This is a genomic window from Bifidobacterium sp. M0399 (assembly GCF_016100595.1).
GTDB classification, from domain to species: Bacteria; Actinomycetota; Actinomycetes; order Actinomycetales; family Bifidobacteriaceae; genus Bombiscardovia; species Bombiscardovia polysaccharolytica.
In genome coordinates, this window is sequence record NZ_JACFSD010000002.1 from 482,630 (window position 1) to 497,084 (window position 14,455).

At 61.7% G+C, this 14,455-nt stretch carries 12 protein-coding genes and 1 riboswitch; of the genes, 2 read left to right on the forward strand and 10 right to left on the reverse strand.

The features are described from left to right. Nucleotides 1-15: 15 nt before the first annotated feature. Nucleotides 16-417, reverse strand: coding sequence for a DUF4186 domain-containing protein (locus H3V09_RS06630; protein ID WP_198191197.1), 402 nt, complete (start codon nucleotides 415-417; stop codon nucleotides 16-18). A gap of 189 nt (nucleotides 418-606) precedes the next feature. On the opposite strand from H3V09_RS06630, the gene H3V09_RS06635 reads away from it, so the two are divergent. Beyond that, nucleotides 607-1,896: a class I SAM-dependent methyltransferase gene (locus H3V09_RS06635; protein ID WP_198191196.1), complete on the forward strand. Its 1,290-nt coding sequence runs from the start codon at nucleotides 607-609 to the stop codon at nucleotides 1,894-1,896. 113 nt (nucleotides 1,897-2,009) lie between these two features. On the opposite strand, the gene H3V09_RS06640 is transcribed toward H3V09_RS06635, so the two are convergent. From H3V09_RS06640 to H3V09_RS06675, 8 genes are all read right to left on the reverse strand, one after another. Next, nucleotides 2,010-2,555 (reverse strand): FMN-binding protein, encoded by a 546-nt coding sequence (locus H3V09_RS06640; RefSeq protein ID WP_198191195.1) that lies wholly within the window; start codon nucleotides 2,553-2,555, stop codon nucleotides 2,010-2,012. Nucleotide 2,556: 1 nt separating this feature from the next. Continuing rightward, a complete protein-coding gene (locus tag H3V09_RS06645; protein WP_198191432.1) occupies nucleotides 2,557-3,384 on the reverse strand; it encodes an ABC transporter ATP-binding protein in 828 nt (275 codons plus the stop codon). A gap of 44 nt (nucleotides 3,385-3,428) precedes the next feature. After that, nucleotides 3,429-4,595 carry an ABC transporter permease gene (locus H3V09_RS06650; RefSeq protein WP_198191431.1) on the reverse strand — a complete coding sequence of 389 codons (1,167 nt, stop codon included), beginning with the start codon at nucleotides 4,593-4,595 and terminating at the stop codon, nucleotides 3,429-3,431. A gap of 16 nt (nucleotides 4,596-4,611) precedes the next feature. Beyond that, nucleotides 4,612-5,922 carry an ABC transporter permease gene (locus tag H3V09_RS06655; protein ID WP_198191194.1) on the reverse strand — a complete coding sequence of 437 codons (1,311 nt, stop codon included), beginning with the start codon at nucleotides 5,920-5,922 and terminating at the stop codon, nucleotides 4,612-4,614. A 21-nt stretch (nucleotides 5,923-5,943) separates the two neighbouring features. Continuing rightward, nucleotides 5,944-7,218: a DUF2318 domain-containing protein gene (locus H3V09_RS06660; protein WP_198191193.1), complete on the reverse strand. Its 1,275-nt coding sequence runs from the start codon at nucleotides 7,216-7,218 to the stop codon at nucleotides 5,944-5,946. Between the two features lie 13 nt (nucleotides 7,219-7,231). Continuing rightward, nucleotides 7,232-7,855, reverse strand: a complete 624-nt coding sequence (locus H3V09_RS06665) for an iron transporter (RefSeq protein ID WP_110417790.1) — start codon at nucleotides 7,853-7,855, stop codon at nucleotides 7,232-7,234. Beyond that, entirely contained in the window at nucleotides 7,852-9,666 is a 1,815-nt protein-coding gene (locus H3V09_RS06670; protein ID WP_198191192.1) for an FTR1 family iron permease, read from the reverse strand. Before H3V09_RS06670 ends, H3V09_RS06665 begins: the two co-directional genes overlap by 4 nt. A gap of 159 nt (nucleotides 9,667-9,825) precedes the next feature. Further along, entirely contained in the window at nucleotides 9,826-11,316 is a 1,491-nt protein-coding gene (locus H3V09_RS06675; protein WP_198191191.1) for an amino acid permease, read from the reverse strand. Between the two features lie 305 nt (nucleotides 11,317-11,621). Between H3V09_RS06675 and H3V09_RS06680 the strand changes: the two genes are divergently transcribed. Beyond that, complete coding sequence (locus H3V09_RS06680) at nucleotides 11,622-13,085, forward strand: amino acid permease (protein ID WP_198191190.1); 1,464 nt, start codon at nucleotides 11,622-11,624, stop codon at nucleotides 13,083-13,085. A 15-nt stretch (nucleotides 13,086-13,100) separates the two neighbouring features. Here the strand turns inward: H3V09_RS06680 and H3V09_RS06685 are convergent, their stop codons facing one another. After that, the gene (locus H3V09_RS06685) at nucleotides 13,101-14,057 is read right to left on the reverse strand and encodes a 3-hydroxyacyl-CoA dehydrogenase family protein (RefSeq protein WP_198191189.1); all 957 of its coding nucleotides are present in this window, start codon (nucleotides 14,055-14,057) and stop codon (nucleotides 13,101-13,103) included. Nucleotides 14,058-14,209: 152 nt separating this feature from the next. After that, nucleotides 14,210-14,388, forward strand: a riboswitch (Lysine riboswitch). Nucleotides 14,389-14,455 lie beyond the last annotated feature (67 nt).

The window sequence follows — 14,455 nt, forward strand, 5'->3', positions numbered from 1 at the left end:
GTCGCAACATCAGTATCAAGCCGGATGATTGACCAGGTCGCGCTCGATCCAGGCCATGACCAGCCTGGCCAGGGCATCAACTTCTGCATCTGTCAAAGCCCGGCCTCGCGGAATGTGGTGCCAGCGCTCGATGCACCCCCGGCAACAGGTGGCCGTGGCATGCTGTGCCGTGAAAACCGGATGCCCCCGGTAGGGGGTCTGCTTGCCATCCTTGAACGGATGGGCAGGCCCCACACGCTTGGCCAGCATCTCATGGGCATGGCGATTGATAGTATCCTTGCCCTTGGCGCGGGCGTAGGCGCGGTCCTTGGCTGACAGGGAGAAACCGGCCCGGAAGCGCGAATGCCCCAATCTGGCAAGAGTGCCCTGAATCCAGGCCTCATCTGCCCCAACCGACGCTGATCCGCTGCTGGCCATTTCCTGCTCGCCTCCATGCTCAGCCTTACCAAAGAGTCTGTACCCAGGCAAGGTTTCCCATGCGGAATAATTCCCCGAACATGACACCGATAGGGACCAGTGTCAGGGGTAGGGTGAAGACAGTACTTGTATCCACTAACTACCAGACCCGCCATGTTCGGTCATGTCCGGGTCACACAAGGGGGCTTCATGGCCAAAAGCAAGATGACTGTAGCCGAGATGATCGGGCTCTTCCTTACCCCTGACGCGCCTGTGCAGGTGACCGCCTTCGACGGGTCGGTCTTCGGGCAGGACCAAGCGCCGCTGCATCTGGAAGTCAAGAATTCCCGTGCTATGTATTACATCACGGAAAATCCCAATGACCTGGGTCTGGCCCGCGCCTACCTGCAGGGCGATTTGGATTCTCCCGAGCTGCTGCCGGGCAACCCCTACCAGGTCCTCAAGGAACTGATGGGCCTCAAGCACTTCGTCAAGCATCCCAGCAAGATGGAGCTGGCCCGGGCGGCCGGAGCCGTCTTCTCGCACGGAGTGCGCGTGCCCGAGCCGCCGGCCATTGAGGGACCTTCCTTGGCCAAGCGACTGACCGAAGGCATCCGCCCCCACACCCGCCGGGGCGACGCAGCCACCGTCAGCTACCATTACGACCAGTCCAACGACTTCTATCGGCTCTTCCTAGGCTCCTCCATGACCTACACCTGCGCCGTCTTCGAGAAAGCGGAAGACAGCCTGGAGGACGCTCAGTGGCACAAGCTCAACATGGTCCTGGACAAGATGCACCTGAACGCGGGTGACCGTCTGCTGGACGTGGGTTGCGGCTGGGGCTCCATGGAGATCGCGGCCGCCCGCCGCGGCATTCACGTCATCGGCGTGACCCTGGCTGAGGAGCAGGTCGAGTGGGCCCAGAACTGGATCCGCCAGGAGGGCTTGCAGGATCTGGCCGAGGTCAGGCTGATGGACTACCGCGACGTGCCCGAGTCCGGCTTCGACGGAATCTGCTCCATCGGCATGATGGAGCATGTGGGCTACAAGCAGTACCCCTCCTACTTCAAGGAGATGATGGACAAGCTGCGTCCGGGCGGCATCCTGCTCAACCATCAGATCACCCGCACCAACTCCCACGACCACAAGCGGGCCGGCGGATTCATCGACCGCTACATCTTCCCCGACGGTGAGCTGGCCAGCCCGGCCGAGATCGAACTGGCCATCCAGGACACCGGCTTCGAGGTCATCACCCAGGAGAACCTGCGTCAGCACTATGCGCTGACCCTCAAGCACTGGACCGAGAACCTCCAGGAGCATTGGGGCCAGGCCAAGCCCATGGTGGGCGAGCCCAAGGCGCGTCTCTGGGGTCTGTACATGGCCGGCGCGCGGCTCAACTTCGAGCTCGACAACATTCAGATACACCAGTTCCAGTGCATCAAGCCTGATCCTGAAACCGGCACGGACACCTATCCGCTGCGGCCCTGGTGGGATCGGTAGTTGGTCTGAGGCGACCGATATAACTACACGACCTATAATATAGAAAGCTTGAAAAGGGGCGAGGAATCAAATCCTCGCCCCTTTTTGTTTCTGCCACCCGTACGGCCCGGTTCTCAGGAAGACCTGTCCGCCGAAGCTTCCAGCCGAGCCAGATCCAAGGCCTTGTTGAAGGCATCCGAGGTCCAGCTGGCCCCAGCCACCTTGTCCACCTTGAGGTCCTTGAGTGGGCGCCCCTGGACTACTCCAGGCACAGCCTTGGCGAAGCGTTCCATATGACCACGCGAAATGGGCGAGTCCGAATGTCCCTGGACCTGGACCCGGGTCACCTGGCCTCCCGACAGGTCCAGATCCACATCGATGTTGTCAGCCCCATCATGCCCGTACTTGCCCGTCAGAGCATAGGTGCCGTCGTGATAGTTACCCGTGTCAGCTGGAGCAGTCGGCAGTCCATCGCGGGAGACGGCCGAGGGGTTGCCCTCGCCCGCAGCACCGGCTCCCGACTCTGGAGCAGAGCTGGACTCGGTGCCCGATCCGGCGAACTCGTCGTCCATGGGCTTGGCCTGCTGGCTTCCGCAACCGCCTAGGAGCGAGCCGACCGCCACCAGAGTCACCAATGTTGCCGAAGCCGTGGCCAGCCCACGAGACTTGCTTGTGGCCATCTCAGCGCCCTCCTTCTGATTCAGCGGCCGATCCCGGCAGGGAGCCGCCGGTCTTGGCCATCTTAGTGGGGTCATGGAAGCCCACTGGAATATCCTGGTCCCCGATGTCTCCAGGAGCTCCACTGAAGGCCGGACGGCCTCCGGCAGCAAGGTAGGCCCGCTTGGCCTCCTCATCATTCCACTGCTCGCCGGCCAGCACACCATGGTTGAGCATGATCTCCCGCTGGGCGCAGGAGGCCACCAGGGCATCGTGGGTGACCACAATCAGGGAGGTCCCCTGGTCATGCAATTGCCTGAAGAGGTCCAGCACAATCCTCTCATTGGCCTCGTCCAGGTTGCCAGTGGGCTCGTCAGCCAGAATCAACTTGGGCTCGTTGATCAACGCCCGGGCCACGCAGACCCGCTGCTGCTCGCCACCCGAAAGCTGACTGGGCAGGTGGCGGGCCCGATCCGCCAGACCCACCCGGTCCAGAGCCTTCATGGCCTGGTCCTCGTCCACCACCGAGTGGTAGTACTGGGCCACCATGACGTTCTCCAAGGCGGTCAGATGCGGGACCAGATAGAACTTTTGGAAGACCAAGCCAATCACGTTCTTGCGCACATCGGCCAGCTGGGACTGGCTCAGATCCTCCAACGGCCGTCCCTGCAGACGGACCGAGCCCCGGCTGGGGGTGTCCATGCAACCCAGAATGTTCATCAGCGTGGTCTTGCCTGAGCCGGATGACCCCACCACGGCCAGCCACTGACCTTGTGGAACGCTCAGATTCAGGTCGTCCAAGGCATACAGATCGCCGTAGATCTTGGATACATGGTCCAAGTCCAGCAGCATGCCGCCGCCCGACTGGGACTCGCTCGCCTTTGCCTGCGTCATTGTCATTCCTCCCTCAAAACCAGGGCCGGGTCGATACGCGAAGCCCGGAGGACCGGCCGGATGGATGCGATCATGGATATGGCCACGCTCAGCAGAACTGTGCCCAGAGCCAGCCACCAGTTGAAGCCCAGCGGCCGCTGGAAGACGGACAGGCAGAGCAGCCGAGCGAAGCCATAGCCCAGGGCCGTGCCGATCAGGCCTCCTGCCAATCCGTAGCAGGCCGATTCCGCCAGAAACTCCATAGCTATCCCCCGCGAGGAAGCGCCCAGGGCCTTGCGCAGGCCGATCTCGCTGCGCCGCTGGGAGACGATGGAGGCCATGGTGGTCCCCACGCCCACAAAGGTCAGGACCAGCACCACCACCGAAACCAGCCAGAAGAGCGACTGGAGCATGGCGATGGTATGGCTGTCGCCCGATGTGATCCTGGTGACCGGCCGGGCCTTGACCCCCATGGAGGTCATGTCGTTGATGCCTGCGGCAATGGTCTTTAGCCCCGAGGTCATGGTGTTGACCGAGTATTCGATGACATCGGTTCCCCGCTTGGCCCCGGTCAAGAGCTCCAGGTCAGCCAGGTCGGCGTAAATGATCCGATCTTCAGAACCGCCAGTATCGACAATGCCTCCAACACGAAAGTCACGACCCTGGCCTCCGGCCTTGCCCGTGGCTGTGACCTTTCCAGCGGGATAACCAATAGTTATCTGCTTGCCGGTGGTCAGCCCCAGCGAATCTGCCAGATCCCGCCCCACCATGACTGAACCGGGCTGCGGCCAGGAACCCTCCACGCTCCAGTGGCGGTTGAGCTGACGCACCTGGTCAGGGTGGATGCCAGCCATCACGCGGGCCCCAGCATTGACCTGCACTGTCTCATATCGATAGGTGGCGTACCTTGCCGGAGCCTTGACGGTCACCATATGGGTGGTGTGGTCCACCATGCCCTGTTCAATGCCGGATCCGGACCGATTGCCCCCCTGAATGGGCGAGACGATCAAATTGGCCCCGTAGGAACGCATCTCCTGGTTGATCTGTCTAGGGGCCTCGATGCAGACCGCCGCCAGGCAGAAGAGTGTGGCCGCCCCCACCAGGGAGGCCACCACCGCCATCAGTGCCCTGCCTCGACGACGGAAGACGGCCCCGAAGAGCATGGTCAGGAACATGCGGGTATTGGTCATATGGCTCTTATGGCGATCAGCGGCCATGAAGCACCTCCGCCGGCCGAAGCCGCAGAATGGATCTGATGGACGAGATGGATGCCAGCAGCACGGTCAGGGCCAGCAGCACGAAAACCAGCACGAAAACCATGGGCCGCATGGTGATGCCTGAGCCGAAGACCACCCTGCCCACGATCTGAGCCACTCCGGAGCCCATCAGAGCGCCGACCAGAGCCCCGGCCAGGGCAATCAGGGCCGTCTCGGCCAGCACCAGTCTGGACACGGCCCCGTCAGTGGCGCCCAGAGCCTTGAGCAGGGCGAACTCCGAGGACCGCTCGGATATGGAGGATGCCATCAGGTTGGCAACGGCGATGGCTGCCGCCAATAGGCTGAGCACGGTCATCAGGATCATGACCGCCTGGGTCTTCTGCAGAACGTCGCCCTGCAGTGCCGCCACCTGCCTGACCTGCTTGGCCATGGACCCGGGGATGGCCTCCTCGATCTGGTAGGCGATGGATGAGGGGTAGGCCGTGCAGTACCAGGTCTCCCATTCGTCCTGGGAAAGGGCAGCAGGGTTTCGTGCGGCCTTTCGGGCCAGGTCGTTCTCTGGCGTGGTCAGAGCCTTGACCTCCACCTGGTCGATCTGATCGGTCAGGCCGGACATCTCCTGCAACGGCCGAGTGGGCAGGTAGAGGGAGGCGGCATCAGCATCACCGGAGTCGAAGATGCCCACAACGGTGACAGTCTGCTGTTTACCATCCAGACCCACCTTGACCTGGTCGCCAACCTGACGGCCGCCCAGTCGTGCAGCCAGCTCTTTGCCCATCATGGCCTCGGTCCTGCCGCCGGACCCAGCCTCGTCCTTGGGCCAGCGTCCTTGAACCTTCCACCAGGGTCGAAGACCTTTCAGACCCGCAGTGCTGCTCTCACCGCTGTCCACCTTGACGGTCCGGCCGAACCAGGTGCCCACCAGAGGGGCGCTGACCTGGTCCACAGTGCCACGAAGGTCCAGGCGGGGGGCGAAGTCGGTGATGTTGTAGGCCCAGAAGATGGTCTTGATCTTGGGCACCTGGGACTCCTTGAGGAAGGCGGTCGGCGTTGACTCGTCACCTGAGGGGCCGCCCTCCTGGTCGCCGTAGAGGTCGGAGACCACGGCATCCGCCTTGGCCTGGACCGTGATGTTGGATCCATAGGTTGACAGTTCCGCGTTGAGCTTGTCACCTACGTCGAAGACCACCCCCAGCATGGCCGTAGCCACGCAGGCCGATAGGCAAACCGTGACGGCGATGAGCATTCTTCGCCCGAACTGGCGGCTGAATGACCGCAGCATCATTCGCATGAAGAACATACCAACCGCTCCTTCCCTTTTTCAGCTCTTGAAGTGTGAGGACAGGGCATCCAGGTCGGCGGTGCTGATCAGTATGGCGCCCCGGCCGGTTTTGTATGGCAGGGGTACGGGATTGCAGCCGCCCTTGAACCCGATGGTGGCCAGGTTGATGGCCACGTCGCACTTCTTGCAGATGATCTTGCCGTCTTTTTCGTAATAGCCCGCATCCCCGCAGTTCTCGCAGGCATCCAGCCCGACCCCATAGGCTGCACCATTCTTGCGGATGATGATGAAGCGCATCTCAGTGCCGTCCTTGGCCCGGTAGCTGAATCGATGCAGGTGGCCATCCTCCACCTGGGAGAAACGAATGGTAGCCGTATCAGCGGTCAGGGAATACCGCTCAGGAGGCGAGAGCACGGGCACCTGGTGGGCCTTGGCGGTGCCCACCGTCAGTGCCAGGGTGACGCCGATCATGGCCACCAGGCTCCAGACCGCCGATGCCAGGGCCCTTCGGCGGAAGGCCCGGTGGCTACGGTCGTCGGCTGTGGAAGCTCCAGTCACCGGCATGCGCCAGCCCGCAACCAGGCAGGCCAGAACCGGAATGATGAAGACCAGCACCTGGGCAAGAACCAGGATCAGGTCGGCGTTGTATCCCAGGGCCATGACCCGGAAGGCCCATCCATGCAGAAGAATCAGGCCGGTGGTCTGCATCAGGGCTACCAGGGCTACGGCGTGCCGGACCAGCAGCAGGATCACCATGAGCAGAGCGGCCAGGCGGAAGGCTATCCGAGGGCAGGAGGTATGCATGGTCCTCAGAATGGCGGCCACCGTCACAGCGGCAGCCAGACCGAGCAGGAAGCCCAGGGCCCGCAGGAGCATGGCCGAGGTCAGCACAGGCTCCCCCGGCTCCACAAAGGCCGTAAGCTGCAGGATGACATCGGGCAGGGCACGGAAAGTGGTCAGCGCTATGGCCAGGGCCGCCAAACCGTTAGCCAGATCCATGGCCCAGGGGCGGCGATGCCAGTCTGAGACCAGCCGGTCGGCGACCAGCACCACCACGATGGCCGCCAGATCGGTCAGAACGCAGGCTACCAGGGTCGGGTAGTTGACCATGGTCCGGCGGTTAATAATCACGGTGGCGCGCAGGAGGGCAAAGACCAACGCCCCCAGCACGCCGACCCCCAGGCCAATCAGTCGCCAGGAGGAGGAGCGGGGCCGATCGCGGCCCTCGCCAACCCCCAGAAGGACGCTGAAAACCATGACCAGGAGGGCCGGGGCCAGCGTCCCTGGCAAGACCGTGACAAATTGCTCAAGCATGGCGCATAGCAGCTTACCACTGGTGGGGCGTGTAGTCCCAGTCCCAGCTGACCACAATAGGCTCGGTCCAGAAGTGTCCCTTCACGCCGGTCTCCGGGTCGACGTGCAGCATCCATCCCTTCTTCTCCGGAGAGTCGATGGAATAGGTCAGCTTGTAGGATCCGGCCTTCTCCATCTTGATGTTGGCTCCGTAATGCGGGCCGTCCGAGGCGTTCATCTGCATGAAGGTGCCGGACTGCTTGTCGTTGGGGTCATCCTTGTTCTGGATGGTGTAGTTGACGGTCAGATCCGGAACGAACTCACCTTTGGCATAGCCCAGGTTGTTGTTGGGCAGGGCATGGATATCAGCCTCCAGGTGCAGGCTGGCATCGGCTGCCTTCAGACCCATGGATGCGGGCTCCATGTCGATGGGCTGGAAGAAGACCGTGCCAATGTTCAGGGGACCCTTCTGCTGATCGTCGGGCGGAATGGGGATCTCCTCGAACCCGGCCCCCTTGCCCGCCGAGGACTGGGAGGCACCGGAGGCCTCAGGCGCTTGGGCCTCACGGGTGCCTGACCCGCTGGAGCCGCACCCGGCCAGGGCCAAGGTGCCTGAGAGCACCAGCGCGACCAGGGCGGTCAGTTGTCTCTTCTTCATGATTGTCCTTCGCTCTTTGGTGTTTGCATGGATGCCGTGACCTCAGAGGGCACAGCCCCTTCGGCGGCCTGCTCGGCTTCCGTCTGATGGACGGTTGCCGACGGCGACCCGCCGGAGTCCTGATTCGACTGCGCCTGCTCCTGCTTGTGCAGGCGGTGGGTCGACACAATTGCCAGCACGACCACGACCAGGGCCGCCAGAATCTGGGCGCCGATGGTCTGCGTGTAGGGATACAGCCCTATCCAGTCGCTGGTGGGCACACCAGGCAGATAGGTGGCCGGCACCAGGTCGCCCTCGATCAAAGCATGGACGCCACCCCCGGCAAAGATGACCACCATGACAGCCATGAGCAGGCTGGTGATGATGAAGAAGGGCCGGATAGGAATTTTGACCGAGGTGAAGCGGATGAGCACGAAGACAATGACCAGGACCACGGCGGCAGCCGCAAAACCAGTCCAAATCTCCCGTCTGCCACCGGGAGCCATGGCGAAAATGGCCTGGTAGAACATGACCGTCTCGGCACCCTCCCGGAAGACCGCCAGGAAGGAGAGCAGGGCCAGGGAGATAACGCTGCCATTCGAGATGGCCGCCACTGTCCGGCTTTGAATGTAGTGGTTCCAGGATTCCACAGAGGACTTGGACAGCATCCAGTTGCTGGTGTAGAGCAACATGAGCATGGCCACCAGAGCCACCACGCCCTCCAGAATCTCCTGTTCGGGGCCGTTCCCATTGAAGAGCAGGGTGAAGAGCAGGGCCACCAGCCCGCTGGCTACGAGGCCCGCTGCAATGCCCCAGTAGATGTGCCGAACCTTGTCTTTATGGCCGGACTTGACCAGGTAGGCAATGATGGCGGCCACCACCAGGATGGCCTCCAACCCCTCCCGCAACAGGACCACAAAAGCCTGTCCGAAGGCGGAGGTCAGGAAGGACGTCCACCCGTTGACCTGGTCTGCGGCGCCTCCGTCCAGAATGGCTGCGTCCTCGACCAGCATGCTCTTCAGGTCGTTCACCAGGGTCTTGGCCGGCTTGCCCGCCACCATGGCCATCCGGGTCTCCTTGAACTGGTACTCGACCTGGGAGACCCTGTTGCCGCTGATGGCATTCATGACGTTCTTCTCGAAGCCCAGCTTTTCGTAATACTGGTAATAAGCCTTGTTGACCAGGTCGGACCCCGCCTGGCCCTGTCCCTTGGATGCCTCGGCGAGCGCCTGATCCAGGATGGGCGTCATCTCGTGGGCCACCTGAGTCCAGGTCCGATCGCCCTTGCCGTTATTCCGATGCTTCTTGGCTGCGTCCAGCCTTCGACGGTCCGCCTTGATCTGCTCCTGCTGAGCCCTGGCATAGGCACGGGGATTGGCCAGCCCTTGGGTGGCATCCAGCTGGGTGGCCGCAGCAGCCAGATCGGCCTTGAGCTTTTCACTGCCCTGGGTCAGGGCCTGCCCGTTATCCGGAGCGTAGGCCTGGTTCTGCAGGGCCTGGAACTGCCCGTCCAGACCGTTGCGCTTATCCTGCCCTAAGGTCGACTCCACGACCGAAACGAACCCAGAGCCCACATAACCCACGTTGTAGGCTCCCATGAATTGCGAGGCGGCCCCGGCGCGATCTCCATGGCCATAGTCCTCACACCCTCGGTCCAGCTGATGGGATACGGAGTCAGCCACCTGGGTCCAGCTGTCATAATCCGTGGCCGCGCTCGCCGCCATGGCCGACTGCGGGGTTTGCAGAACCAGGAGTATCAGGGCCAACAGCAGGTATGAGAGCAGGGAACCAGCGGTCCTGGCCACTCGCGTCCTGCCGACCTGTGCAACCATGGGCGATGATCTCCTTCGTCAATCCCTCGTTATCGAACCCACGAGAAACGAAGGCCGATTTGACAGCTACCGAAAATCAATCTAGCCCAAGCACAAACGGAAAAACAGACTTGTTTATAGCCCTTTAAGGCCATATAATGCGCCCGCGCTCGCAGAAGGTCAGTCGACCGACAACGGCTCACCCTTATGCTTCCACAGGCAGATGCCGCCGAATACCAGCAGCCAGACCAATCCCAGTATGGCTGGATACCGGGTGTCGGGAGCCAGGAAGAGCGAGAGGTAGATCAGGACGAAGAAGGCGATGGCAATGGCTCCAGTCACCCGGTAGGCCGGCATGATGAACCCATCAGGCATGAAGTCCGGGCTGGTCCGGTAGCGGCGGTGAGCAAGCAGGGTCAGAATGTAGATGAAGATGATGACCGCGCTGGAGCAGGAGGTGAACAGGACGAAGGTGTTCTCGAAGCCGGGCAGCATATGCAACACCGGAGATAAGAGGATCAGCACTCCGGACAGGATGATGGCCCGGGCAGGCACCTTGCCGCGGCGTGAAATCGTATGAAGGCTGCGCATCACAGGAGAGCGGCCGGCGGCGGCCAACTGGAAGAGGTTGCGGCCGGCGGAATAGAGCAGGGAATTCAGCGAGGAGCTGGCTGCCGTGATGACCACGAAGAAGACCAATGCGGCCGCCCAGTCCACCCCCGCGTAACGAAAGACCATGACGAATGGCGAGGTGAAGCTGCCGTCGGCGTTGGGGCGGAAGGAGCGCCAGGGCACGATCAGCATGATGGCGACCAGGGCACCCACGTAGAAAATCAGTACGCGCAGGATGATCTGATTGATGGCCTTGGGCAGGACCTTGCGGGGATTCTGCGTCTCGGATACGGTCACCCCTACGAATTCGATCATCTCGTAGGCGAAGAAGACCATCTGGAAGCTCATGAAGAAGGCCATCCACCCGTTGGGCGCCAGGCTCAGACCGCTGGTGATGTTGTCCAGGCCGGCATGCCCAGCCGGGCTGATCCGGTCCTGTCCCGGCATGTGGACGGCCGGATAGTGGAAGCCTGTGATGACCATGACCACAGCCGTGACGATCATGGCCAGAATCAGGGTGATCTTGATCATGGAGAACCAGAACTCGGTCTCCCCGAAAACCCTCACGGCAATCAGATTGATGCACACCATGGCCGTCAGGAAGCAGAACTCAATCAGACCCCGCCAGGCGCTCAGATCAATGCCGAAGGTGCCGAAGAAGGTGACGAAGTAGGTGCCCACGGCAGTCAGCTCGGACATGCCGATCAGGATGAGCACGATCCAGTAGGACCAGCCGGCGAAGGACCCCCACCCCTGGCCCAGGTAGCGGCTGATGAAGGCGATGAAGGTGTGCTGGACGGGGCTGCGATACATGAGCTCGCCAATGGCCCGCATGAGCAGGTACATGATCAGCCCCACGCCGATGTAGACCAGAATGATGGAGGGACCGGTCAGGGCTATGGACTTGCCCGACCCCAGGAAGAGCCCGGTGCCGATGGTGCCGCCGATGGCGATGAACTGCACATGACGGTTGCTCAGACCGCGTTCCATACCGTCGCCTGCCGAGGCGCTGTCACCTTGATTCTGTTGCGCCAAAGGGCCATTGCCCGTACGGTTCATGCGACTGCACCTCCTTGTCTTCACAACCCATTAATCATCGCCGTCCAAGAAGGGACATCCTGTCGAGGCCGGTAGGACAGCAATACCACAGAGGTGTCGATAACCGGGAGCAGGCGGCAGGCACCGACGCCCATGGTAGGACCCAGCGGTCACGATTTGGTGAATTGAACGTCTCATATGGCGGACGCCTATATTCCACAATGCAAAGGCCTGGTCATCCTGCGCGGGTCGGCTTCGATAGGGTTGGGCCTGTCAGCCGGCGGTATCCAGTTGACAACCATCACCATCTAAGGAATGACATCCCCATGGATCAACCCAAGGAGTCGCAGGGCAAGGACCTGCGCAAAACCCTGAAGAACAGGCATATCCAGCTCATCTCGCTGGGCGGCGCCATCGGAACGGGACTCTTCTACGGGTCCGGGGAATCCATCTCATTGGCAGGGCCGGCCATCATCATCGCCTATCTGATAGGCGGTCTAGCCATCTTCATGATCGTCAGGGCCATGAGCGAAATGAGCGTGGAAGACCCCAAGTCCGGCGCTTTCAGCTACTACGCCACCCGCTACTGGTCCAAACGGGCAGGGTTCGTTTCAGGGTGGAACTACTGGATGAACTACGTGCTTGTATCCATGGTCGAACTCTCCGTAGTGGGCACCTTCGTCAACTTCTGGTTCCCGGCAATACCCGCCTGGGTATCTGCGGCCTTCTTCCTGGTGGTCATCACGGCAGCCAATCTGATGGGCGTCAGCAAATTTGGCGAGTTTGAGTTCTGGTTCGCCATCATCAAGATCGCAGCCATCGTGGCCATGATCATCGGCGGACTGGCCGTCGTGGTCATGGCCCTGCCCACGGCCAACGGACTGCGGGCCTCCTTTGCCAACTGGTTCACCGTGGGCGGCGGATTCCTGCCCAATGGACTGATGCGTCATGGCGCCAACGGCCAGTGGACCGGTCTGCTTATGTCGCTGGCTGTGGTCATGTTCAGCTTCGGCGGCACGGAACTCATCGGCATCACCGCCGGAGAAGCCTCGGATCCCCGTCGGACCATCCCCAAGGCCACCAACGCCATCATTTGGAGGATCCTGGTCTTCTACATCCTGACGCTTGGAGTGATCATGGCCGTGGTTCCCTGGAACGCCATCGGCAAGCCCAATGCCCAGGGCATGGTCGTCAGCCCCTTCGTCCAGATTTTCGACTCGGTGGGAGTCCACGCGGCCGCAGGCATCCTCAACTTCGTCTGCCTGACCGCAGTCATGAGCGTCTACAACTCGGCCCTCTACTCCAACTCCCGCATGCTCTTCTCCCTGGCCCGGCAGGGCAATGCCCCCAAGTACCTGGGACGGCTGTCCAAGGGCGGCGTGCCCTACGCAGGAGTGCTGACCTCGGCCTGCATCATCGCCCTGGCGGTGGTCGTGGTCTTCCTCTGGCCCCAGTTCGCCTTCAACTACCTGATGAGCATCGCCACGATCTCGGCCATCATCAATTGGTCCATGATCATGGTGACCGAGATGCTCTTCCGGCGTGCTGTTGCCCGCGGTGAAGGCCCCGGCGACCTGGCGGGCAAGACCGGCGAAAGCGCTCTGAACGCCCTACACTTCAAGCTGCCCTTTGCCCGGGTGACCCCCTGGGCGGTCCTGGCCTTCCTGGCCATGATCGTGGTACTCATGTGCTTCTCATCCAGCTACCGGGTGGCCGTCATCGCCGGGCCTATCTGGCTTATCGTCCTGCTGGTGTCCTACCAACTGACCCAGCGGCGAGCGCGCCAATGATATAAGCGGGAGAACTCAGCGGTCTTTCTCTTTCTTGTGGTCCGCGACCAGCGCCTCCAGCAGCCGCTGGTCGCGGTCGGCGATCATGGCTTGGCTCTCGGCCCCCTGCCATGAATAAAACCCCTGGCCGCTCTTGGCGCCCAGCTGACCGGCCTGGACCTTGGACTTCAGAACCGGGTCCTCGCCCGGACGGTTGTCCAAATCGTCGTAGAGGTACTTGGAGATATTGTCGAATACATCCAGTCCGCCTAGATCAGCGCTGGCGATGGGCCCAAGGATGCTCCACCGTCGGCCCAGGCTGTAGGTGACGATCTCATCCACGGCCTGCGGGGTGGCAATGCCCCGTTCCACGATATTCAGGCACTCTCGAATAACAGCCGCCTGGATGCGGTTGCCTACGAACCCGAGCGATTCCGTGGACAGCGCCACGGCATGCTTGCCGATATGGTTCATAAGCTCGACCGTGGTATCCACCACGCCCTGGTCAGTGTTCGCAGCAGGCACCACCTCGACCAGGGGCATGAGCTGGGCGGGATTCCAGAAGTGAGCCACCAGGAACCGCTGGGGATGCCGCAGCACCGAGGCAATTCCAGTGGGTCCCAGTCCTGAGGTGTTGGTGGCCAGAATGGTCTGCTCGCCAACTATGGCCTCCACCTGCTGCCAAACCTGGTGCTTGACGTCCATGTCTTCCAAGACGGATTCGATAACAAAGTCAGCGTCAGCCAGAATGCCGTAATCAGTGTCCTCTTGGATGCGATCCAGCACGCCCTCCCTCTGATTCTGGGAAATCAGACCAGCACCGATGAAGGTATCCAGATCATGCTCGATCAGTCCCCTCCCCCGGTCCAGGGCCTGGCGGCTGGAGTCCACCAACCGGACCGGATACCCCCGCATGGCGAACTGGAGCGCCGTTGCATGCCCCATGGTGCCCACCCCGATATTACCGATTACCTTGATATCATCGACCTTCATCAGTCACTGCCTTCTTTCCTAACGAATTCACGCCCATCCTACGCGGTCAATAGGCGCAGCCAGGATTGCCAGCACGGCCATGGACATTGCAGAAAAGCAGAAGCCATTTGGGCCTTGTCTGAGAATCACTCTATGCTGTCTCGTGATTACAAAACCACTGATGAGGTCGCCGAACCTATCAGTAACCGGGATCAGACAGTGCGGTGTCGCATACTCCCGGTGAAAGGAGGTCCGGCCGAAACGGTTCGGATCCGCCCATCCGACTCGTTGGGCCCGGGTCGAACAGGTCCGGGACTGTCGCAACCAGATGTTGCGGAGCGCTATGTGCAGTGTCACAGACAGGCAACCTGCCTGGATTCCGCCTGAGCGGAACTGGCCGGAACCGTCGTCATAGGGCT

Coding starts and splice junctions, on each gene's coding strand:
- H3V09_RS06670 (WP_198191192.1), bottom strand. CDS start 9,666: ATGGTTGCACAGGTCGGCAGGACGCGAGTGGCCAGGACCGCTGGTTCC.
- H3V09_RS06640 (WP_198191195.1), bottom strand. CDS start 2,555: ATGGCCACAAGCAAGTCTCGTGGGCTGGCCACGGCTTCGGCAACATTG.
- H3V09_RS06630 (WP_198191197.1), bottom strand. CDS start 417: ATGGCCAGCAGCGGATCAGCGTCGGTTGGGGCAGATGAGGCCTGGATT.
- H3V09_RS06660 (WP_198191193.1), bottom strand. CDS start 7,218: ATGCTTGAGCAATTTGTCACGGTCTTGCCAGGGACGCTGGCCCCGGCC.
- H3V09_RS06645 (WP_198191432.1), bottom strand. CDS start 3,384: ATGCTGCTGGACTTGGACCATGTATCCAAGATCTACGGCGATCTGTAT.
- H3V09_RS06685 (WP_198191189.1), bottom strand. CDS start 14,057: ATGAAGGTCGATGATATCAAGGTAATCGGTAATATCGGGGTGGGCACC.
- H3V09_RS06635 (WP_198191196.1), top strand. CDS start 607: ATGGCCAAAAGCAAGATGACTGTAGCCGAGATGATCGGGCTCTTCCTT.
- H3V09_RS06675 (WP_198191191.1), bottom strand. CDS start 11,316: ATGAACCGTACGGGCAATGGCCCTTTGGCGCAACAGAATCAAGGTGAC.
- H3V09_RS06650 (WP_198191431.1), bottom strand. CDS start 4,595: ATGACCAATACCCGCATGTTCCTGACCATGCTCTTCGGGGCCGTCTTC.
- H3V09_RS06665 (WP_110417790.1), bottom strand. CDS start 7,855: ATGAAGAAGAGACAACTGACCGCCCTGGTCGCGCTGGTGCTCTCAGGC.
- H3V09_RS06655 (WP_198191194.1), bottom strand. CDS start 5,922: ATGTTCTTCATGCGAATGATGCTGCGGTCATTCAGCCGCCAGTTCGGG.
- H3V09_RS06680 (WP_198191190.1), top strand. CDS start 11,622: ATGGATCAACCCAAGGAGTCGCAGGGCAAGGACCTGCGCAAAACCCTG.